This window comes from Pseudomonas sp. (genome assembly GCF_030690725.1).
Lineage (GTDB): Bacteria > Pseudomonadota > Gammaproteobacteria > Pseudomonadales > Pseudomonadaceae > Aquipseudomonas.
This window is the reverse complement of the sequence record NZ_JAUYGD010000089.1, coordinates 34,968-54,653: the sequence shown is the minus strand read 5'-3', so window position 1 is coordinate 54,653 and position 19,686 is coordinate 34,968. Positions and strand designations below refer to the sequence as shown.

Below are 19,686 nucleotides of genomic sequence, written 5' to 3'. Positions count from 1 at the left end.
ACTCGCGTCCCAGTACCAGCAGCAAAAGCTTTGGGGCCGATTAGGATTCGACGCCGGTAGCGAAGCTCTAGGTGCATGCCGACTTGGTAACAGAAGTCGTAAATCCACTGTTGCAACTTTCTATAGTTGCCAATGACGAAAACTACGAGGGCTACGCTCTCGCTGCGTAAGCGGCGCGACTAGTCCTTCTGGTAGCTTCGGCTCCAGCGATCACTAGGGGATGCCTGTAAACCTGAAGTGATTGTCATGCAGAACAGGATCGCCGCGTAGTACGTTGTGGACAAAGCGGCTAAAACTTACACAACTCGTCCAAAGCACCCTGCCCGTCGGGCGGCTGCGGATTAACTCAATAGACACGGCTAAGCATGTAGTACCGAAAGTGGAGAACTGGCGGACGGGGGTTCAAATCCCCCCGGCTCCACCAAATAAACATCTAAAGACGTCCACGGACGTCTTTTTTTGTGCCTGAAATTCTGTAAGTTCGGTGCTTTAAGCGCCCTACCTTCGCGCCTGTTGTTTTTAGACGCAGGTATCTGTATGCCAACCGCAACCGGCACACCCATGCAGCTGCAATCTGATCCGCGCTTCTACTACCTGTCGAACTTTCGCCAAGCCCTGACCTGGCTGCAGGAGCGCTATGCCGATCTGTTGAGCGAGGCGGAGCATGCCTTCGTGCGGCAGTTCTTCTCCATGCACACGCCCGCCCAGGCTCTGCTGGTGCGGATGATCATGCGCAAGGGCAGCCACTTTCGGCTGAGCAAGTTGAGTTACGAGGAAATCGGTTGTGCGCGCCTGGCGGTAACGCCGCTGCTCGACGCCGGCTGGGTGCGGCATGACGCCGAGCTGTCTCTGGAGGAGCTATTCAAGCTGCTGCGCAAGGATGAAGTGCTCCAGTACCTGGCTGGCCACGGCTCACGGAAGTCGCAGAACAAATCCGAGCTACTGGCGCAACTGGCCGAGGCCTGCACAGAGCCGCGCGCCTTTGCGGCCTGGTGTCCTGGCAGTGAGGAACAGATTGTCTCCCTGACCATCGACGCGCTGTGCGAGCGTCTGCGCCTGATGTTCTTCGGCAATCTGCGTCAGGACTGGTCCGAGTTCGTCCTCGCCGAGCTCGGTATCTTCCGCTATGAGCGGGTGGAGCTGACGGCCGACTCGCGAGCCTTTCGCCACCGTGCGGATGTGGACTGCTACCTGCACCTGCAGCGCAGCCGCGAGCAGTTCGAGGCCGGCGAGCCGCTTGCAGATGTGCTGCAGCAGATCAGCGCACTGGCCTGCGACACCCCCTTCCTGGCCGCGCGGCGTAACAAGCTGTTATTCCGCATGGGCCATCAGCTGGAGCGTGAAGCGGATCTGGAAGGTGCGCTGGCGTTCTACACCGACTGCCGTTATGTCGGTGCTCGCCTGCGGCAGATCCGCGTACTGGAGCGCCTGGGCCGTCCCGAACAAGCCTATGAGCTGACGTTGCAGGCCATCCAGGCACCGGAAAATGATGCCGAAGCCCAGGCGGTGGAACGTGCGTTGACGCGGCTGGCCCGTCAGCTCGGGCAACCGCAACCTGGCAAAGCTAAGCCAGTACCGCCGGCACGGATTGATCTGAGTCTGCCAAGGTCTGAGGCGCAGAGTGTCGAGTTTGCCGTCAAAGCTCATCTGCACGAGCCCGACGCACCAGTGCACTACGTCGAAAACAGCCTGATCTGCAGCCTGTTCGGCCTGCTCTGCTGGCAAGCCATCTTCGCGCCGGTGCCGGGGGCGTTCTTCCACCCTTTCCATACCGCCCCGGTTGATCTGTTCAGTGCCGACTTTCATACCCAGCGCGAAGAGCTGTTTGCCAACTGCATGGCGCACCTCGACTCGGATGCCTACAAGCAGGTGATCCGCGACAACTACGCGGCCAAATTCGGCATCCAGTCGCCCTTCGTATTCTGGGCAGCGCTGGATCAGACCTTGCTGGAACAAGCGCTCGACTGCCTGCCCGCCGCGCACCTGCGGGCCTGGTTCAAGCGCCTGCTGCTGGACATCAAAGCCAACCGCGCGGGCATGCCGGACCTGATCCAGTTCTGGCCGGCCGAGCAGCGCTACCGGATGATTGAGGTGAAAGGCCCAGGCGACCGCCTGCAGGACAACCAGCGGCGCTGGCTGGCCTTCTGCGCTGAGCACGGCATGCCGGTGGATGTGTGTTACGTGCAGTGGGCCGACGCGTGAACTATCAGGTCGCGGTGCGCGCGTTGTGCGAATTTACCGCCAAGGTCGGCGACCTCGACTTGCGCTTTACCCCCTCGCCCACCGCCCAGGAAGGCATGACCGGGCACGCCATCGTGGTCGCCAGGCGCGGTCCGACTTACTACGCCGAATTGCCATTGAGTGGCGAATACCAGGGCTTACAGGTACGCGGCCGGGCGGACGGTTACGACCCGGATGAAAACCTGCTGGAGGAGATCAAGACCCACAGGGGCGATATCAGCCGCATTCCGGAAAACCATCGCCTGCTGCACTGGGCCCAGGCCAAGGTCTACGGCTGGCTACTCTGCCAGGAACGCGACATGCCAGAGATCAATCTGGCGGTGGTCTATTTCAACGTCATCACCCAGCATGAAACCGCCTTCCACCTGACGGCCACCGCAGATGAACTGCGCGCATTTTTCGAGCTGCACTGCAGCCGCTATATCCGCTGGGCCGAGTACGAGCGCGAGCATCGCCGCCAGCGCGATGAGGCGCTGGTGCGCCTGCGCTTTCCGCATGCAGAGTTTCGCAGCGGGCAACGCCAGCTGGCCAATCAGGTCTACCGCGCCGCCCGTGATGGCCACTGCTTGATGGCTCAAGCCACCACCGGCATTGGCAAAACCCTCGGCACCCTGTTTCCGCAGCTCAAGGCTTTCCCCGAGCAGCAGCTGGATCGGTTGTTTTTTCTCACGGCGAAAACACCCGGCAGGCGCCTGGCGCTGGATGCATTGGCCACCCTGCGCAGCCAGGAAGAAGCGATGCCGCTGCGGGTGCTGGAGCATGTGGCGCGCGACAAGGCCTGCGAGCACCCCGACAAAGCCTGCCATGGTGACTCCTGCCCGTTGGCCAAAGGTTTTTACGACCGTTTGCCGGCCGCTCGTAAAGCCGCGCTCGAAGGTCAATGGCTGAGTCATGAAAGCGTACGCGCCACCGCCCTGGCGCATCAGATCTGCCCTTATTACCTGAGCCAGGAGCTATGCCGCTGGGCCGATGTGGTGGTCTGCGATTACAACTACTACTTCGATATGGGCGGCCTGCTGTATGGCCTCACCCTGCTCAATGAATGGCGCATCACCCTGCTGGTGGACGAAGCCCACAACCTGATCGAGCGGGCGCGCGGCATGTACACCGCCGAGCTTAATCAGCAGCGTTTTGAAGCAGTACGGCGCATTGCGCCGAGCGTGATGAAGGCCCCGCTGGAGCGCATCAGCCGGCACTGGCGACAGCTGGAGCGCGACCAGGAAGTGGCCTATCAGGTCTACCCCACCGCGCCGGACCTATTCGTCATGACGCTACAAAAGGCGGTCAGTACGCTCACCGATCACTTGAGCGAGCAGCCGGCTGGCAACGCCAGCGAGCTGCTGCACTTCTACCTCGATGCCATGTTGTTCTGCCGCCTGGCCGAGGCTTTTGGTGCGCACTCGCTGTTCGATATCAGCCGCGACGAGAGCAACGGCCAATCGGTATCCACCCTGTGCATCCGCAATATCGTGCCCGCGCCGTTTCTCGCGCCGCGCTTCGACGAGGCGCACAGCTGCACGCTGTTTTCCGCCACCCTGAGCCCGGCAAACTATTACGCCGACCTGCTCGGCCTCCCGGAAGAAACACCCTGGATCGATGTGGAATCGCCCTTCAGCGCCGAGCAGCTGCAGGTTCAAGCGGTCAGCAACCTGTCCACCCGCTACGCCCATCGCGACTACTCGCTAGCCCCCATCGCCGCGCTGATTGCCCGTCAGTACGCGGAAAAACCGGGCAACTACCTGGCCTTCTTCAGCAGTTACACCTACCTGCAAGCGGCACTGCAGGAGCTGCAGATAGCGCACCCACGAATTCCTGTCTGGCAGCAGTCACGGCAAATGGATGAAAGCGAGCGCCAGGCCTTTCTCGATCGTTTCTCCAGCAAGGGCCGTGGCATCGGTTTTGCCGTATTGGGCGGGGCCTTTGGCGAGGGTATCGACCTACCTGGCGACCGCCTGATCGGCGCGTTTATCGCCACCCTCGGCCTGCCGCAAATCAACCCGGTCAATGAAGAGATCAAACAGCGCATGGAGGTGATGTTCGGCAGCAACAACGGCTACGGCTACACCTACCTCTACCCGGGTTTGCAGAAGGTGGTGCAGGCCGCCGGCCGGGTGATTCGCACAGTGCAGGATCAGGGCGTGGTCTATCTGATTGATGACCGTTTCAACCAGCCGGCGATCCGCAAACTACTGCCCAGCTGGTGGAAGGTCGAACGCTGCCGTTTGCCGTTGAGTAAAGACCCAGTTCTCTAGCACTACGCAGCTCACGGGCAATATGGCTTTAACCAGATGCCCGCATTCGCCATCTGCGCGCTTTACATCTTTTTGCTCAGCGCCAGTACTCAGAAGCGCTCATCCAGTATTGCTGGCAAGGTGAGTTCCTTGACGAAGCTGGTGGAAGACAGGCTCAAGGTCATACGCACTATCTGCACGACATCGTGCACGGGAATCAAATGGCCTTCGCCGCGCTGTTCGGCAAGCGCTCGCGGGGTGTCCAGGGCATCCTCGGTATTCAGATAACCCAGGTTCAAACAGGTCACGCCCAGGCGCTGCTGCCTGTAGCCTTCGCGCAGGGCATCGGCGATACCGCGCAGGGCGAATTTAGAGGCACCGAAGGCAACCTCTGGGCGCCCGCTTTGCGACAAGCCGGAGGTCGAACCGGTCAGGATGATTCTTGGGTTAGCGCTGTTGAGCAGCAGCGGCAGCAGCCGTTTGATCAGCACAATGGTCGAGGTGATGTTACAGCTGATGATTTCCTGCAGCTGGCTATCCTGGTCGGCGAGAAAGTCATACGCCGGATCAAAGGCCAATTCTTCCCAGATGCCCAGGTTGTAGATCAGGGTATCCAGCCCTTCCCCCGCCACAGCCTGCTCGATAATCTGCGCAGCCTTTAGCGACTCGCCAAGATTGGCCTCCACCCAGCGCAGCTCAGCACCGGCCTGGTTTACCAGGCTGTCAGGGCGGTAGCGAGAAACACCAATTAACTGATCCCCAGACTGCCCCAAGCCCTCAATCAGTGCCCTACCCAAGCCTTTGCTTGCGCCTACCACCATAACTTTCATCGACTGTCTCCTTGGCCTGCATGCTAACTGCGGGTAGCTATGCAAACAGACCAGGCAGCGCTTAGCAATTGAGCGGAGATTGCCGGTGAGGGCAACACGACCAGTCGTTTAAGGTCAGTAGCGGCCGCGGGTCAGTTATCGCACCGCTGCGCTCAGGCCCCTCTATCGCTGGATGATCGGCGCATGCTGCACCATGAGTTCGGCAACCCATTCAATAAACACGCGCAGCTTGATGCTGATATGCCGGTTCGGCGGAAACGCCACGTACAGCGGCATGGGATCGAGGCGCCATTCCTCAAATAGCGGCAGCAACTCACCCTGCGCCACATGCGGGGCGGACATATAGGCCGGCAGCCACAGAACCCCCATACCAGCCAGCCCCGCCGCCAGGTAGGCGTTACCATCGTCGACCGCCAGCACGTAGCGACCCTGGATATGAATACTCTCCCCGGCGCGGTGCATGGCATACGGCAGGGCTTTACCGGTGCGTGCCCAGAGAAAGCCGACGATATGGTGCTGCGAATCTTCCAGCTCGCGCGGGTGCTCAGGCGTGCCGAGGCGTTGCAGGTAGCTGGGCGCTGCATAAACACCCAGTTGCAGATCGCCAACCCGGCGCGCCATCAGCGATTGATCGGTCAGCTCGCCGCCGCGCACCACGCAGTCAACCTTCTCGCCAATCAGATCGACGATGCGGTCGCTGACGCCCATATCGATCTGGATCTCCGGATAGCGCGCGTGAAATGCCGGCAAGGCAGGCATAAGGATCATTCTGGCCAGCGGGCTGGGCACATCCACCCGCAGTCGGCCGCGGGGCACCGCCGAGGCGCCGGACAGGCTGGTCTCGGCCTCGGCCAGGTCGTCCAGCAGCCTTAACACGCGCTCGTAATAGAGCGCGCCGTCGGCCGTGAGGTTGACCTTGCGCGTGGTGCGGTTGAGCAGCTTGACCCGCAAGCGCGCCTCCAGTTGCTGCACCAGCTGGGTCACGCTGGTTTTGCTTATGTGCAGGGTTTCGGCCGCCTTGGTAAAGCTGCCCGACTCCACCACCCGAGCAAATGCCTGCATCGCATCGAAACGGTCCATTTCCTATCCCAATATCGGCTGGATTATTTGGATTCTACAAACAGTGTTAGCCAGAGTTGCTGGTTTATCGGCCTAACGCAACGCCCTACAGTCTGTTCATCGTTAATAAACCAGGGCGCTACCGCCCCATGATGGAGGTACAGATGAACCAGCGTGATGTGGTATTCCCGCCTGGCCGCCAGGCGCTTTATGAGATCAATCGCTATTCACCGGCGATCCGCAGCAACGGCTTTTTGTTTGTCTCTGGGCAAGTTGGTAGTCGTGAAGACGGCTCTCCCGAACCCGAGTTGGAGGCGCAGGTACGCACCGCATTCACCAACCTGAATGCGATTCTGCACGCTGCCGGCGGCAGCTTTGACGATGTGGTCGAAGTGACCGTGTTTATGGTCGACCCGCAGGCGACGTTCGAAAGGATCTGGAAGGTTGTCCCAGAGTTCTGGGGTAACGCGCCGTACCCGACCATAACTGCCGTCGGCGTGACCTGGTTGTATGGCTTCCAGTTCGAGATCAAGGTAATCGCCAAGCTGCCAGAAGCCAGCAACGACTAATGGCAGCGCGGGGCTGGGTGGTGACACTCAGCCTTGGCGATTAGCCTTGCGCTCAGTCAGGTAGGCGATGACCGCCGCCTGGTCACCAGCAAACTCGATACGCGCCGCTTTGCTCTCGCGCTGGTAGGCGTACATCGGGTCGTAGTATTCGCGCAGCAGCCCGGCAATCCAGTCGCGGTGCAGGTCGACCGCACCGCTATGCTGCTCGTCCAGCGCCGCCTGCATGATGCTCAGCAAGCGCTGGTAGCGTTCACCACCCAGGCGCTTCTGGATATTGCTCAGGCTTTGCAGCAAGCGCTCGGCGTAGAGCCGAAAGCCTTCCTCCTCACCGTGCAGGGCGATAAATTCGGCGCACAGGTTGACCACGTAATCGCGCAGGATGCGCTCGACGCGGTCCTCGAAAGCATCTTCCAGCCACACCAGCGGGTACTGCTGCATGCCCTGATACAGCGCCAGCGGCACGGTGCAGCTGCCGACCATGCGCCCTTCGTCTTCCAGCACAAACTGCTCGGTGCCACGGGCGCGCTGCTTGAGCAGATCAATGGCCAGGCGGTTTTCGAAGTCGATCTGCGCCGGCTGGCCGCTGGCGCGTTTGCCGAAGCTGGAGCCACGGTGGTTGGCATGGCCTTCCAGGTCCAGGCTGTTGTTCAGTTGCACCAACACGTCGGTTTTACCGGTGCCGGTCAGCCCGCCGAGAATGACAAAATCGCACTCGGCCACGGCCTGCTGGGTGGTTTCCAACAGAAAGCTGCGCATCGCTTTGTAGCCGCCGATCACCCGTGGGTAGTCAATACCGGCTTCGGCCAGCCATTGCTGGGTGATCTGCGAGCGCAGGCCACCGCGAAAGCAGTACAGATAGCCATGCGGATTAGCCTTGGCAAACGCCGCCCAGGCCGCAACCCGCTCGGCTTTGACCTGGCCGCTGACCAGTTGGTGACCGAGCGCGATGGCGGCGTCCTGACCATGCTGCTTGTAGCAGGTGCCGACCCGCTGGCGCTCGCTGTCATCCATCAGCGGCAGGTTGAGCACACCGGGGAAGGCGCCCTTGCTGAACTCGACAGGGGCGCGGGCGTCCATCATCGGCAGATCATTGAGGAAGATGTCGCGGTAGTCGGCGGTGTTATCGCGCATCACAGCACCTCTACCGCGTAACGCTGTCGCTCAACCAGGCGGCCAATTGGAGCCAGGTTCAGGCCCAGCTCGGCGGCCACGGTAAGGAACTCCGCTTCACCCTCGGGGGTGACGGCAACCAGCAGACCGCCGCTGGTTTGCGGGTCACACAGCAGATCACGCTGTTCGTCGGTGATGGGCGCAATCTTCTCGCCATAGCTGTCGAAGTTGCGCAGGGTGCCGCCCGGCACGCAGCCCTCAGCCAGGTAGTAGTCGACCCCCGGCAGGCGCGGCACAGCGGCGTAATCGAGCTGGGCAGTGAGATTGGCACCATCAGCCATCTCCACCAAATGACCGAGCAAGCCAAAGCCGGTCACATCGGTCATCGCCGTAACCCCGGCCAGCTTGCCAAAGCGCGAGCCGGGCTTGTTCAGGGTGCACATCCAGTCGCGCGCCAGGCCGACATCCTCGGGGCGCAGCTTGGCCTTCTTCTCGGCAGTGGTAAGAATGCCGATGCCCAGCGGTTTAGAGAGATACAGCTGGCAGCCGGCCGTGGCGGTGTCGTTGCGCTTCATGTGGCGCTTGAGCACCACGCCGGTGACGGCCAAGCCGAAGATCGGCTCCGGGGCGTCGATGGAATGCCCGCCGGCCAGCGGAATCCCCGCCTCATCACACACCGCACGGCCGCCGCGAATCACTTCGCGGGCCACTTCCGGCGGCAGCAGGTTGACCGGCCAGCCGAGAATGGCGATGGCCATCAGCGGATCGCCGCCCATGGCGTAGATGTCGCTGATCGCATTGGTGGCGGCGATGCGGCCGAAATCATAGGGGTCATCGACAATCGGCATAAAGAAGTCGGTGGTCGACACCACCCCGCGCTCGTCGTCCAGGGCATACACCGCCGCATCATCACGCGAGGCATTGCCGACCCACAGCTTGGGGTCGAGGTTCTGCGCGCCGCTGCCGGCGAGAATCACCTCCAGCACTTTCGGCGAAATCTTGCAGCCGCAGCCGGCCCCGTGGCTGTACTGGGTCAAACGGATCGGCTCGCTCATCGGTCAGGCTCTCGGCAAATCGGAAACAGGCGCGGATTCTAACAGGCCGTTGAAAAATGCAGGCAAGACAAGCCGCCGGGCCAGCAATCAATGCGGCAGACATGGTCGTGTTGACCTGTAACTGGCAAAGCTGGCCTTTAGCGCAGTGGCCCCTATAATCGCGCCACGTCGACTACCCTGACTACGCGCAGGCCCGCACATCTGCTGTGCCTGCCATTTCGAATTTTTCCGCTATTGAACCGGAGAATCTTCATGCTCAAACGTACCCTGGCGCTCGCCGCCGGCTTTGCCCTGTCCTTGTCCACCAGCCTGGCTCAAGCCGCAGAAACCCTGCGCGTCAGCGCGATTCCGGACGAAGCACCGACCGAACTGCTGCGCAAATTCAAACCGCTGGGCGCCTACCTGGAGCAGCAACTGGGCATGAAGGTCGAGTTCACCCCGGTCGCCGACTACCCGGCCGTGGTCGAGGCTCTGGCCACAGACCGCCTGGACTTGGCCTGGCTCGGCGGTTTCACCTTCGTGCAGGTGCGTCTGAAAACCGGCAACGCCATTCCGCTGGTACAGCGCGAGCAGGATGCGCAGTTCACCAGCAAGTTCATCACCGCCAACCCGGACGTGACCTCCCTGGCCGACCTCAAGGGCAAAACCTTTGCCTTCGGCTCGGTGTCGTCCACCTCCGGCAGCCTGATGCCGCGTTACTTTATGCTGCAGGACGGCATCAAGCCGGAAAGCCACTTCAGCCGCGTTGGCTACTCTGGCGCGCATGACGCCACTGCTGCCTGGGTGCAGGCCGGCAAGGTCGATGGTGGCGTGCTCAACGCCAGCGTGTGGGACAAGCTGGTTGCCAGTGGCAAGGTCGATAGCAACAAGGTCAAGGTGTTCGCCACCACCCCGACTTACTTCGACTACAACTGGACCGTGCGTGGCACCCTCGACCCGGCGCTGGCCGAGAAAATCAAGGCAGCCTTCCTCGCCCTCAATCCAGCCAACCCAGAGCACAAGGCGATCCTTGATCTGCAGGCCGCCAGCCGCTTTATCGAAACCTCGCCTGAGAACTACAAGGGCATCGAGGACGCCGCGCGCGCCGCTGACCTGCTGAAATGACCCTGCGCCTCTCCGGCGCCAGCCTCAGCCACGGCAACGGAGTCCACGCCCTACGCGGCGTGGATTTGCATATCGCCGCCGGTGAGCGCGTCGCCATCATCGGCCCCTCCGGGGCCGGCAAGTCGAGCCTGCTCAACCTGCTGGCCACTGCGCTGCAACCGAGCAGCGGCGAACTGCAGGTGCTCGGCGCGCAGCCGTGGCAACTGTCCAGTCGCCAGCGTCAACGCCTGCGTGCACGCATCGGCCTGGTGCATCAGGCACCGCCCCTGCCTGCGCGCCAGCGGGTGGTCACGGCGGTGCTGGCCGGCAAGCTTGGCCAGTGGAGCCTGGGCAAGAGCCTGCTGAATCTGCTGCACCCGCTGGATGTCCCTGGCGCACGCCGTGAGCTGGCCAAGCTGGACCTGGCTGACAAGCTGTTCGCCCAGTGTCAGCAGCTTTCCGGTGGTCAGCTGCAGCGCGTTGGCATCGCCCGCGTGCTGTACCAGGCGCCGGAACTGCTGCTGGCCGATGAGCCGGTGTCAGCCATGGACCCGGTGCTGGCCGAGCACACCCTCAACGTGTTGTGTCGGCATGCTGAACAGCATGGCGTGACCCTGGTTGCCAGCCTGCATGCGGTGGAACTGGCCCTGGCGCACTTCCCGCGGATCATCGGCCTGCGCGATGGGCAGATTCTCTTCGACCGCCCTGCTGGCGAAGTCGATCAGGTGCAACTCGACGCCCTGTATGCCAATGAGCAACTGCTCTCGCCGCCCGCGCCCAGCGTGACCTTGAGCCTGCAGATCCCGCGATGCTAAACCGCGACACCCGCGACCCGGCCGCCCTACCCCGTCTGCTGCTCACCCTGCTGGCGCTGGCCCTGTTGTGGCCGGGTATACAGCTCAGCGAGCTGGACCTGGCCGTGCTGCTGCAAGCCGACAGCCAGAACGAGATGGGCCGCTTTGTCGCCGCCTTCTGGCCGCCGACCCATGACGCGGATTTTCTGCAGTTACTGCTCGACGCCACCCTGCAGACCCTGGCCATCGCCACCGCCGGCATGGCCCTGGCGCTGCTATTGGCGATTCCGGCCAGCCTGCTGGCCAGCCGCGCGCTGTCGCTGTCGGCTGCGTCCCGTGGCGGTCGACCAAATCCGCTGGCGCAGTTGCTGCGTTGGCCGGTACGCGGCCTGCTGATCTTCCTGCGCAGCGTGCCGGAAATCGTCTGGGCGCTGCTGTTCGTCCGCGCGGTCGGCCTCGGCCCCACCGCCGGGGTGCTGGCCATCGCCATCACTTACAGCGGCATGCTCGGCAAGGTCTATGCGGAAATCTTCGAGTCGGTCGACCAGCGCCCGGCCCACGCCCTGCTGCAAGCCGGCAGCGGCCGGCTAGCGGCGTTCGTCTACGGCATCCTGCCGAATGCCGCAGCAGAACTGACTTCCTACACGGTGTACCGCTGGGAATGCGCGATTCGCGCTTCGGTGGTGATGGGCTTCGTCGGCGCCGGCGGCCTGGGCCAGCAGATCGACCTGTCGATGCGCATGTTCGCTGGCGGCGAAGTAGCCAGCATGCTGCTGACCTTTCTGCTGCTGGTGTTGCTGGCCGACCAGCTCAGCCGCGTGCTGCGCGGGAGGCTGGCATGAACCGGCTGATCAATCTGTTGTTGCTGCTCGGCATCGGCGCGGCGGTGATCGCCTCGTTCGTTTACCTGGGCATCGACCTGGGCGCACTGATCAGCGGCGACAGCCTGGGCCAGATGGCCGGCTATGTGCAGCGTTTTCTCAGCCCGGACCTGAGCGCCGAGCACCTGTCGGCCATCAGCCATGGCGCAATGGAAACCCTGGCCATGTCGGCCCTCGGCACCTTGCTCGCCGCGGTCTTCGGCCTGTTGCTGGCCTTGCCCGCCGCCGGGCGTTTCGGCTGGCCGCTGCAGAGCGCCGCGCGTTTGCTACTGAATGCCCTGCGCGCGATTCCCGAATTGGTCTGGGCCGCACTGATGGTTCTGGCCGCCGGCCTTGGCCCGAATGCCGGCACCCTGGCACTGGCCCTGCACACCGCTGGCGTACTCGGCCGCCTGTTTGCCGAGGCGCTGGAAAACACCCCAACCGCACCGGCCGAGGCGATTCGCCTGCAGGGCGGCAGCCAGGTCGCGGCGTTCTGCTACGGCACATTGCCCAACCTGTGGCCACAGCTGTTGGCCTACTGCCTGTACCGCTGGGAAAACAATATCCGCATGGCCAGCGTGCTCGGCTTCGTCGGGGCTGGCGGTCTGGGGCAGATGCTCTACGTCAGCCTTAGCCTGTTTCAGGAGGCCCAGGCCAGTACGGTGATCCTGGCCATGTTGCTGCTGGTGTTCGGCGTCGATGCGTTAAGCAGCTGGACTCGGCAGCGCTGGGTGCGGGTGTAGCCTCCAGCGCAGCGCTGCAACCAACCGCAGCGGCCACTGTCCGAGTGCCACGCCACACTGGCGCATACTGCTTCGGCCGTTCTTATTTGAGGGAGGCGTCCTTGCCTGCTGCGTTCTTACGTCACCCGCTGCGCTGGGTCGCCCTGCTGATTGGCGGGCTCGGCCTCGCCGCCTCGGTTATCGCCTGCCCCAGCGGGCAGCAGCAGGTCTGTGCCGGAGTGTGCTTCTGTGCGCCGATCAGCCAGGCCGACATCGACGTGCTGTATGAAGACGTCAGCCAGATAGCCGCCTCAGGCCTTGAGCAAGGGTTGTTACAGGCGCGTCAGCGGGCGGCAGCCGACGGAACCGAATCTGTGCCTCTGCATATCCGCGCCCAACTGGAGGCCTATTTCGATATAGCGGTGCTCGACTCAGCGCGCTTTAGGGTCGACGACGGCGCGGCACTCAACGCCAGCAATGCCCTGCTGCAAAACCCCGACGTGCAAGCGGTAACGCTGATCGACATCATCGTCTTCCGCAACGTTGAAGACGCCCAGCAAAATGTCGCGCTGTGGGCGCATGAACTGCTGCATGTGCAGCAATATCAGCAATGGGGCGTACGCGAATTTACCCGCCGCTACACCCGCGACCACGACGCCATCGAAGCACCTGCATACACGCTGCAGATTGCGGTCGAGCGCGCACTGCGCGATCAGCTGGCAGGCAAAACCAAATAGCGCTATCGATACGCTTGAGCACCTTGCGGCTACACACAGTCGAGTGAATGCAGGGGCACATAACAACGCAGGATTAGATCTGAACAGTCGGCAGGCGGCCGATGTGGAACGGAGCGGGTAGCTCCGTTCCTGCGCCGCCGGGTAGGCGAGCGCAGCGCATCGAAATGCCAGAGGGGAAGAAACGCATCGTACCGGGTGGGTAACCCTCCGTTGCCGGATGTACGACGGGCGCTGCAGTGCAGCATCAGACACCTGGGCAAGGTGCCTGGAGGTGGCGGTAAGCCGGTGTTGCCGACCACCCCGGCCGGCGAACCGGTCAGGGTGGGGTGCTCGTAGAACCGTTTAGCCGATGGTCATCAGGCTGGCGTTGCCGCCCGCTGCTGCGGTGTTGATGCTCAACGCATGTTCAATCAGCAGACGCTCCAGCGGGATATCCGTCTCGCCTTTGTGCAGACCATGCACACCGATAATCGCGCCAGGACGCTGAGCCGCCAGTTGGCAGACTTCGCGCAGCTGATCGGAGTCACCGTGATGCAGGATGGCGTCGAACGTGCTGTCACTTTCGCGCCACTGGCTGAGCACTGTGATGCGTTGCTGCACGGCCTTGGGCAGTGCGGCAAACAGCTCACGGGTCAGCTCGCCTTCCTGCCACAGCACCTGGCAACCCACGGCCAGGGCCGCTGCCAGCTGCACCAGCAGATCACTGCGTTCATCCGCCAGGCACAGCACATGCTCACGCGGCAGCAGGCTGTAGCTGTTGCGCTCACCGGTTGGGCCGTTGAGCATCTGCACGGTGCCGCTCTGCGCCAGCTCGACATACTGCGCGCTCAGGGCACTCAGGCTCGGCTCATGCTTGGCCGCCCAATCCTGTAGCGCCTGAATCACTTTTGCCTGTTCCGCCGGACGCTGGATTTCGCCATTTTCCTGCTGCAGCTGCTTGGCCACCGCGTCCTGCGGACGGGTCGCCAGCAGGCGGTACATATACAGCGGGCCACCGGCTTTCGGGCCAGTGCCGGACAGGCCTTCGCCGCCAAAAGGCTGCACGCCGACCACAGCGCCAACCATGTTGCGGTTTACATACAGGTTGCCGGCCTTGGCGGTGTTGACCACCTGGGCGATGGTTTCGTCGATGCGCGTGTGCACGCCGAGCGTCAGGCCGTAGCCGCTGTCGTTGATCTGCTGCAACAACTTGCCCAGATCAGCACGCTGGTAGCGCACCACGTGCAGCACCGGGCCGAAGATCTCGCGCTGCATCTCATCGAAGCTGTCCAGCTCGATCAGCGTCGGCAGCACAAAGGTGCCGCGTTTGATGTCGTCACCCACGGCGCGGGCGCTCTGGAACACCTTGCGACCTTTCTCGCGCATCTTCTCGATGTGCTGGTCGATATTGTCCTTGGCCTCACTGTCGATCACCGGGCCAATATCAGTGCTCAGGCGCTCCGGGTTGCCCAGGCTGTATTCGGCCATGGCGCCCTTGAGCATGTTGATCACCCGATCCGCCACGTCTTCCTGCACACACAGCACGCGCAGTGCCGAGCAGCGCTGGCCGGCGCTGTCGAAGGCCGAGGCCACGACATCGACCACCACCTGCTCGGTGAGCGCCGAGGAGTCGACGATCATGCTGTTGAGGCCGCCGGTTTCGGCGATCAGCGGAATGGTGCGGCCCTGGGCGTCCAGGCGACCGGCGAGGTTGCGCTGGATGATCCCGGCCACTTCGGTGGAGCCGGTAAACATCACGCCACGCACCCGCTCGTTGCCGATCAGGCCAGCACCGACAGTTTCGCCACGGCCCGGCAGCAGTTGCACGGCGCCGCTCGGCACACCGGCATCAAGCAGAATGCGCACGGCTTGCGCGGCGATCAGCGGCGTTTGCTCGGCCGGCTTGGCCAGCACGGTGTTACCGGCAGCCAGAGCGGCGGCGACCTGACCGCTGAAGATTGCCAGCGGGAAGTTCCACGGGCTGATGCACACCACCGGGCCCAGCGGGCGGTGGCTGTCATTGCTGAAGTGATTGCGTGCCTGCGCCGCGTAGTAGCGCAGGAAGTCCACAGCCTCACGCACTTCGGCAATGGCGTTGGCGAAGGTCTTGCCGGATTCACGCACCAGCAGGCCCATCAGCTGCTGCATTTCCGCTTCCATCTGGTCGGCGGCGCGATCCAGCACGGCGGCGCGCTCGGCCGGCAGAGTCGACTGCCAGATCTGCCCGCTGGACACGGCGCACAGCACGGCGTTGCGCACATCCTGTTCGCTGGCCTCATGCACATGGCCGACGATGTCGCGGTGGTCCGCCGGGTTGCGTACAGGCTGCGCTTCGCTCAACTCAGGCGCTTCACAACCGAGCAGCGGCATGGCTTTGTAGGCATTGTTGGTGCTGCTCAGCAGCGCCGAGGACAGCGAACCGAGGCGGTGTTCGTTGGCCAGGTCGATGCCTTCGGAGTTCAAGCGGGCGTCACCATACAGCGCGCGCGGCAGGGCAATGCGTGGGTGTGGCAGGCCAAGGCCGCCTTCCTGCGTGGCCATTTGCTCGACCTGCAGCACCGGGTCGAGCACCAGTTCCTTGATCGAGATGCTGGTGTCGGCGATGCGGTTGACGAACGAGGTGTTCGCGCCGTTTTCCAGCAGACGACGCACCAGATAAGCCAACAGGGTTTCATGGCTGCCCACCGGGGCGTAGATGCGGCATGGACGGTTCAGCTTGCCATCGGCAACCTTGCCCACTACCTGCTCGTACAGCGGCTCACCCATGCCGTGCAGGCACTGGAACTCGTACTGACCGGGGTAGTAGTTCTGCCCGGCCAGCTGGTAAATGGCCGACAGCGAGTGGGCGTTGTGGGTGGCGAACTGCGGGTAGATGGCTTCCGGCACGGCCAGCAGCTTGCGCGCGCAGGCGATGTAGGAAATGTCGGTGTACGGCTTGCGGGTGTACACCGGGTAACCTTCCAGGCCCTCGACCTGGGCGCGCTTGATCTCGCTGTCCCAGTACGCGCCTTTTACCAGGCGGATCATCAGGCGGTGACGACTGCGCTTGGCCAGGTCGATGACGTAATCGATCACATACGGGCAGCGCTTCTGGTAGGCCTGGATGACAAAGCCGATACCGTTCCAGCCAGTCAGGGCCGGGTCGAAGCACAGGCGCTCAAGCAGATCGAGGGAGATTTCCAGGCGGTCGGCTTCTTCGGCGTCGATGTTCAGACCGATGTCGTAGTGCTTGGCCAGCTTGGTCAAGCCCAGCAGGATCGGGTACAGCTCGTCCATCACGCGGTCGTACTGGGCGCGGCTGTAACGTGGGTGCAGGGCGGAGAGCTTGATTGAAATGCCCGGGCCTTCGTAGATGCCACGGCCGTGAGAGGCCTTGCCGATGGCATGGATGGCCTGCTCATAGGACGCCAGGTAGCGCTTGGCGTCCTCGTCGGTCAGCGCGGCTTCACCGAGCATGTCGTAGGAATAACGGAAGCCCTTGCTTTCCATGTTGGTGGCATTGGCCAGGGCTTCGGCGATGGTTTCACCGGTAACAAACTGCTCGCCCATCAGGCGCATGGACATGTCCACGCCCTTGCGGATCAGCGGCTCGCCGCCCTTGCCGATAATGCGGTTAAGCGAGGTCACCAGGCCGGCTTCGTTGTGCGTGGCCACCAGTTTGCCGGTGATCAGCAGGCCCCAGGAAGCGGCGTTGACGAACATCGACGGGCTGTTGCCGAGGTGCTGACTCCAGTTGCCGTTGCTGATCTTGTCGCGGATCAGCGCGTCACGGGTGGCCTTGTCCGGAATGCGCAGCAGCGCTTCGGCCAGGCACATTAGCGCCACACCTTCCTGCGAGGACAGCGAGAATTCCTGCAGCAAGCCCTGCACCAGGCCCTGACGGCCGCCGGCGTTCTTCTGGTTGCGCAGCTTCTCGGCAATGCCCATGGCCAGCTTGTTGCTCGCCTCGGCCATGTCCTTGGGCAGACGGGCCTGCTCAAGCAGCATTGGCACCGCTTCGGTTTCCGGGCGGCGATACGCGCCGGTGATGGCCGCGCGCAGTACCGATTGCGGGAGGATGCTTTCGGCGAAGTCGAGGAACACCTGCAGGCCCTGCTCGGTAAGCGAATCAACCGACTCTTCACCGGCAACCGCAGCCAGGCCGGAATGCTCGGCCGGGGTCAGACCGCCCTCGATCTGCTCGAGATAGTTGAAGATCGCCTGCTTGATCAGCCAATGCGGCGTGCGGTCAATCGACTGCGCCGCCTGCTTGAGGCGATCACGGGTTGCATCATCGAGCTTTACGCCAAGGGTGGTGGTAGCCATTGGTTTGTCCTGTATGGGCTGGAGCACGGCAAATAATCGCCGGGAGCAGTTTTGGACGTCGCCCCGCGACGGCCCCGAGGGATGGCCGCCATGGGTGGCGGGTCACAAAAAATCTGGCGAGAGATTAAACCTCAGAAGGCGCAAGGTGCAACTAGGTGCAACCAAACGAAATCAAGGTTTCCCAAAGCACTCGACAGCCCTACATCGCGCAGTTTTCTGGCGCAAACCCAGTGCTGGCACGGCTCTAGCGAAAATCGCCTGGCGCACAAGGAAAACGCCCGTTTTAAAAAACCGCACAGCTTCCGACAACAGGTACAACCCAAACGCCAACGAGGTTGCACTACGGCTTTTATTCACGCCTGATCTGAGCAAAGCACAACAGGGCAATATCCGCGCAGTGGCCGACGGACGCGCAACAAAGGGTATGTACAAGCCCGGCGGTAGGACTCAGGCGATGGAGCGGATAGCCGGGCGACACAATGTCGCGCTAAGCTCAGGGCGGGATTCACAAGGAGATGACCATGACTGCCAAGGAAGCGCAATTGACCGAGTTGCTCAGCCTGTCCACGCGCACCCTCACCCACTTGACTGCCGCCATCACCGCCATGTCATTCGAACTGCTCAACACCCAGGACAGCGCAGTGAACGCCACTGCGTGCAAGATGATTGAGCGCATGCTGGCGATCAACAGCGAGCTGGATCAACAGTGGCAATTGCTCGGCCAACTGGCCGGCACGCAGCCAGAGCCCGGCAATGCACTGGAACAGGTGGTGCTACAGAGCCTGGAAACAACCGAAGACGAGCGCTGATTCACGCCCGTTTAGACATCAGCCGAGAAGCCAAGCAGGCAACTAACCGCCTGGGTTAAGAGGTTGCCATCACCAGGCCGCGTAAGCGCGCCTCATTGCTGCGCCACCAGGCCAGCAGCGCGTCACCCGGCATGGGTTTGGCGACAAAGTAGCCCTGCACTTCACCACAGCCCAGATCACGCAGCAGCTGCCAGTCCTGCAGGGTTTCCACCCCTTCGGCGACCACGCCCAGACCCAATTTGCTGGCGATATCCAGGGCGCTTTCCAGCAGGATGCGCAGGTGCAGGCTCTCGCTGGCACCGTTGACGAAGGCGCGGTCAACCTTCAGCTCGGTGCAGGGCACGCGTGACAGCTGCAACATGCAGGAAAACCCGGTGCCGTAGTCATCCACCGACAAGCCAAAGCCTTTCAGACGTAGACGCGCCAGGGTGCCGAGGGTAATGCTGAGGTCGGTCATGATCGCGCTTTCGGTGATTTCCAGAATCACGTACTGCGGCTCGATACCACTGGCCGCCACCCGCGCAATGATCTCGTCGGCCAGCTTGGAATCCGCCAGCGAGCGCGCCGACACGTTGAAGGAAAAACTCAGCGGTAGACCGGCGTCATGCCACTGCCGGCAGTGCGCCAGGGACATGTCGAGCATCTGCAGGGTCATGTCCGAGATGTAATGGCTGCGCTCGATCATATCGACGAACAGCCCCGGTGCCAGCAGGCCATGCACCGGATGCTGCCAACGCACCAATGCCTCCACGCCTTTCAGGCGGCCATTGGCCAGGTTGACCTTGGGTTGGAAGTAGGCAACGAACTCATGCTCACGCAGCGCGCGCTGCACATCCGCTTCAGTCAGCTGCGGCCACAGCGCGCGAGGTGCGGCAAATTGCTCGGCCTGCACCGCCTGCACCGCGAATCGGCTCAGGCTGGCGGCCAGTTGCTCATGGCTGATGGGTTTCTGCAGCACGCCAAGCAGGTGCAGGCCCAGGCTACGGCCCATGCTCTCGACCACATTGAGCAGCACGCTCTCACGCGCACTGGCCACCACCACCGAGTGATTCAGCTCCAGGCGCGCCATCTCGTGCAGCACCTGCACGCCGTCCATGCCAGGCATTTCCAGATCCAGCACGATCACCTGAATCTGTGGGTTGGTTTTCATCTGGGCAATCGCGTCGAAGCCATCCACCGCCTGCAGAATGTCCTCGATACCCATTTCGCTGCACAACTCAGCGGTAAACTGGCGTTGCAGTTCGCTGTCATCAATCACCAGCACATGCTGGGGAAATCTGTTGACTGCCTCTTCCACCT

At 62.6% G+C, this 19,686-nt stretch carries 15 protein-coding genes and 1 other RNA gene; 10 read left to right on the top strand and 6 right to left on the bottom strand.

The features are described 5' to 3' along the window. Positions 1-32 precede the first annotated feature (32 nt). The 3 genes from ssrA to Q8O69_RS20965 all read left to right on the top strand — a co-directional run bounded on the left by ssrA (position 33) and on the right by Q8O69_RS20965 (position 4,493). Positions 33-424, top strand: a transfer-messenger RNA (tmRNA) gene (ssrA, locus tag Q8O69_RS20975). Positions 425-537: 113 nt separating this feature from the next. Beyond that, entirely contained in the window at positions 538-2,202 is a 1,665-nt protein-coding gene (locus Q8O69_RS20970) for a VRR-NUC domain-containing protein (protein ID WP_305594271.1), read from the top strand. Further along, positions 2,199-4,493, top strand: a complete 2,295-nt coding sequence (locus Q8O69_RS20965; RefSeq protein WP_305594269.1) for an ATP-dependent DNA helicase — start codon at positions 2,199-2,201, stop codon at positions 4,491-4,493. Before Q8O69_RS20970 ends, Q8O69_RS20965 begins: the two co-directional genes overlap by 4 nt. A gap of 89 nt (positions 4,494-4,582) precedes the next feature. Here the strand turns inward: Q8O69_RS20965 and Q8O69_RS20960 are convergent, their stop codons facing one another. Both Q8O69_RS20960 and Q8O69_RS20955 read right to left on the bottom strand, forming a co-directional pair. After that, positions 4,583-5,302 carry an SDR family oxidoreductase gene (locus Q8O69_RS20960; protein WP_305594267.1) on the bottom strand — a complete coding sequence of 240 codons (720 nt, stop codon included), beginning with the start codon at positions 5,300-5,302 and terminating at the stop codon, positions 4,583-4,585. A 162-nt stretch (positions 5,303-5,464) separates the two neighbouring features. Beyond that, positions 5,465-6,382, bottom strand: coding sequence for a LysR family transcriptional regulator (locus Q8O69_RS20955; RefSeq protein WP_305594265.1), 918 nt, complete (start codon positions 6,380-6,382; stop codon positions 5,465-5,467). Positions 6,383-6,525: 143 nt separating this feature from the next. On the opposite strand from Q8O69_RS20955, the gene Q8O69_RS20950 reads away from it, so the two are divergent. Beyond that, positions 6,526-6,930, top strand: a complete 405-nt coding sequence (locus Q8O69_RS20950; RefSeq protein WP_305594263.1) for a RidA family protein — start codon at positions 6,526-6,528, stop codon at positions 6,928-6,930. Between the two features lie 27 nt (positions 6,931-6,957). Here Q8O69_RS20950 and mnmH read toward each other — a convergent pair whose 3' ends face one another. After that, on the bottom strand, positions 6,958-8,061 hold the full coding sequence (mnmH, locus tag Q8O69_RS20945; protein WP_305594261.1) for a tRNA 2-selenouridine(34) synthase MnmH: 1,104 nt from the start codon (positions 8,059-8,061) through the stop codon (positions 6,958-6,960). Continuing rightward, the gene (gene selD, locus Q8O69_RS20940; RefSeq protein ID WP_305594259.1) at positions 8,061-9,095 is read right to left on the bottom strand and encodes a selenide, water dikinase SelD; all 1,035 of its coding nucleotides are present in this window, start codon (positions 9,093-9,095) and stop codon (positions 8,061-8,063) included. The genes mnmH and selD overlap by 1 nt, the downstream gene beginning before the upstream one ends. Before the next feature lie 252 nt (positions 9,096-9,347). Here selD and Q8O69_RS20935 point away from each other — a divergent pair, with 252 nt between their 5' ends. The 5 genes from Q8O69_RS20935 to Q8O69_RS20915 all read left to right on the top strand — a co-directional run bounded on the left by Q8O69_RS20935 (position 9,348) and on the right by Q8O69_RS20915 (position 13,294). Continuing rightward, positions 9,348-10,199, top strand: coding sequence for a putative selenate ABC transporter substrate-binding protein (locus Q8O69_RS20935; RefSeq protein ID WP_305594258.1), 852 nt, complete (start codon positions 9,348-9,350; stop codon positions 10,197-10,199). Next, positions 10,196-10,993, top strand: a complete 798-nt coding sequence (locus Q8O69_RS20930) for a phosphonate ABC transporter ATP-binding protein (protein ID WP_305594256.1) — start codon at positions 10,196-10,198, stop codon at positions 10,991-10,993. The genes Q8O69_RS20935 and Q8O69_RS20930 overlap by 4 nt, the downstream gene beginning before the upstream one ends. After that, positions 10,987-11,814, top strand: coding sequence for an ABC transporter permease (locus Q8O69_RS20925; RefSeq protein ID WP_305594254.1), 828 nt, complete (start codon positions 10,987-10,989; stop codon positions 11,812-11,814). Before Q8O69_RS20930 ends, Q8O69_RS20925 begins: the two co-directional genes overlap by 7 nt. Next, positions 11,811-12,578 carry a phosphonate ABC transporter, permease protein PhnE gene (gene phnE, locus Q8O69_RS20920; protein WP_305594252.1) on the top strand — a complete coding sequence of 256 codons (768 nt, stop codon included), beginning with the start codon at positions 11,811-11,813 and terminating at the stop codon, positions 12,576-12,578. Before Q8O69_RS20925 ends, phnE begins: the two co-directional genes overlap by 4 nt. A 101-nt stretch (positions 12,579-12,679) precedes the next feature. Then, positions 12,680-13,294: a DUF4157 domain-containing protein gene (locus Q8O69_RS20915; protein WP_371136211.1), complete on the top strand. Its 615-nt coding sequence runs from the start codon at positions 12,680-12,682 to the stop codon at positions 13,292-13,294. A gap of 342 nt (positions 13,295-13,636) precedes the next feature. Here Q8O69_RS20915 and putA read toward each other — a convergent pair whose 3' ends face one another. Beyond that, on the bottom strand, positions 13,637-17,578 hold the full coding sequence (gene putA, locus Q8O69_RS20910) for a trifunctional transcriptional regulator/proline dehydrogenase/L-glutamate gamma-semialdehyde dehydrogenase (protein ID WP_305594250.1): 3,942 nt from the start codon (positions 17,576-17,578) through the stop codon (positions 13,637-13,639). A gap of 521 nt (positions 17,579-18,099) precedes the next feature. Here putA and Q8O69_RS20905 point away from each other — a divergent pair. Next, positions 18,100-18,387: a hypothetical protein gene (locus Q8O69_RS20905; protein ID WP_304868437.1), complete on the top strand. Its 288-nt coding sequence runs from the start codon at positions 18,100-18,102 to the stop codon at positions 18,385-18,387. Positions 18,388-18,442: 55 nt separating this feature from the next. Here the strand turns inward: Q8O69_RS20905 and Q8O69_RS20900 are convergent, their stop codons facing one another. After that, entirely contained in the window at positions 18,443-19,684 is a 1,242-nt protein-coding gene (locus tag Q8O69_RS20900; RefSeq protein WP_305594248.1) for an EAL domain-containing protein, read from the bottom strand. Between the last annotated feature and the right edge of the window lie 2 nt (positions 19,685-19,686).

Excerpts from the sequence above, each read along its gene's own strand:
- Q8O69_RS20935 (WP_305594258.1), top strand. The coding sequence starts at position 9,348 with ATGCTCAAACGTACCCTGGCGCTCGCCGCCGGCTTTGCCCTGTCCTTG.
- Q8O69_RS20970 (WP_305594271.1), top strand. The coding sequence starts at position 538 with ATGCCAACCGCAACCGGCACACCCATGCAGCTGCAATCTGATCCGCGC.
- Q8O69_RS20905 (WP_304868437.1), top strand. The coding sequence starts at position 18,100 with ATGACTGCCAAGGAAGCGCAATTGACCGAGTTGCTCAGCCTGTCCACG.
- selD (WP_305594259.1), bottom strand. The coding sequence starts at position 9,095 with ATGAGCGAGCCGATCCGTTTGACCCAGTACAGCCACGGGGCCGGCTGC.
- phnE (WP_305594252.1), top strand. The coding sequence starts at position 11,811 with ATGAACCGGCTGATCAATCTGTTGTTGCTGCTCGGCATCGGCGCGGCG.
- mnmH (WP_305594261.1), bottom strand. The coding sequence starts at position 8,061 with ATGCGCGATAACACCGCCGACTACCGCGACATCTTCCTCAATGATCTG.
- Q8O69_RS20960 (WP_305594267.1), bottom strand. The coding sequence starts at position 5,302 with ATGAAAGTTATGGTGGTAGGCGCAAGCAAAGGCTTGGGTAGGGCACTG.
- Q8O69_RS20925 (WP_305594254.1), top strand. The coding sequence starts at position 10,987 with ATGCTAAACCGCGACACCCGCGACCCGGCCGCCCTACCCCGTCTGCTG.
- Q8O69_RS20950 (WP_305594263.1), top strand. The coding sequence starts at position 6,526 with ATGAACCAGCGTGATGTGGTATTCCCGCCTGGCCGCCAGGCGCTTTAT.
- Q8O69_RS20955 (WP_305594265.1), bottom strand. The coding sequence starts at position 6,382 with ATGGACCGTTTCGATGCGATGCAGGCATTTGCTCGGGTGGTGGAGTCG.
- Q8O69_RS20930 (WP_305594256.1), top strand. The coding sequence starts at position 10,196 with ATGACCCTGCGCCTCTCCGGCGCCAGCCTCAGCCACGGCAACGGAGTC.
- putA (WP_305594250.1), bottom strand. The coding sequence starts at position 17,578 with ATGGCTACCACCACCCTTGGCGTAAAGCTCGATGATGCAACCCGTGAT.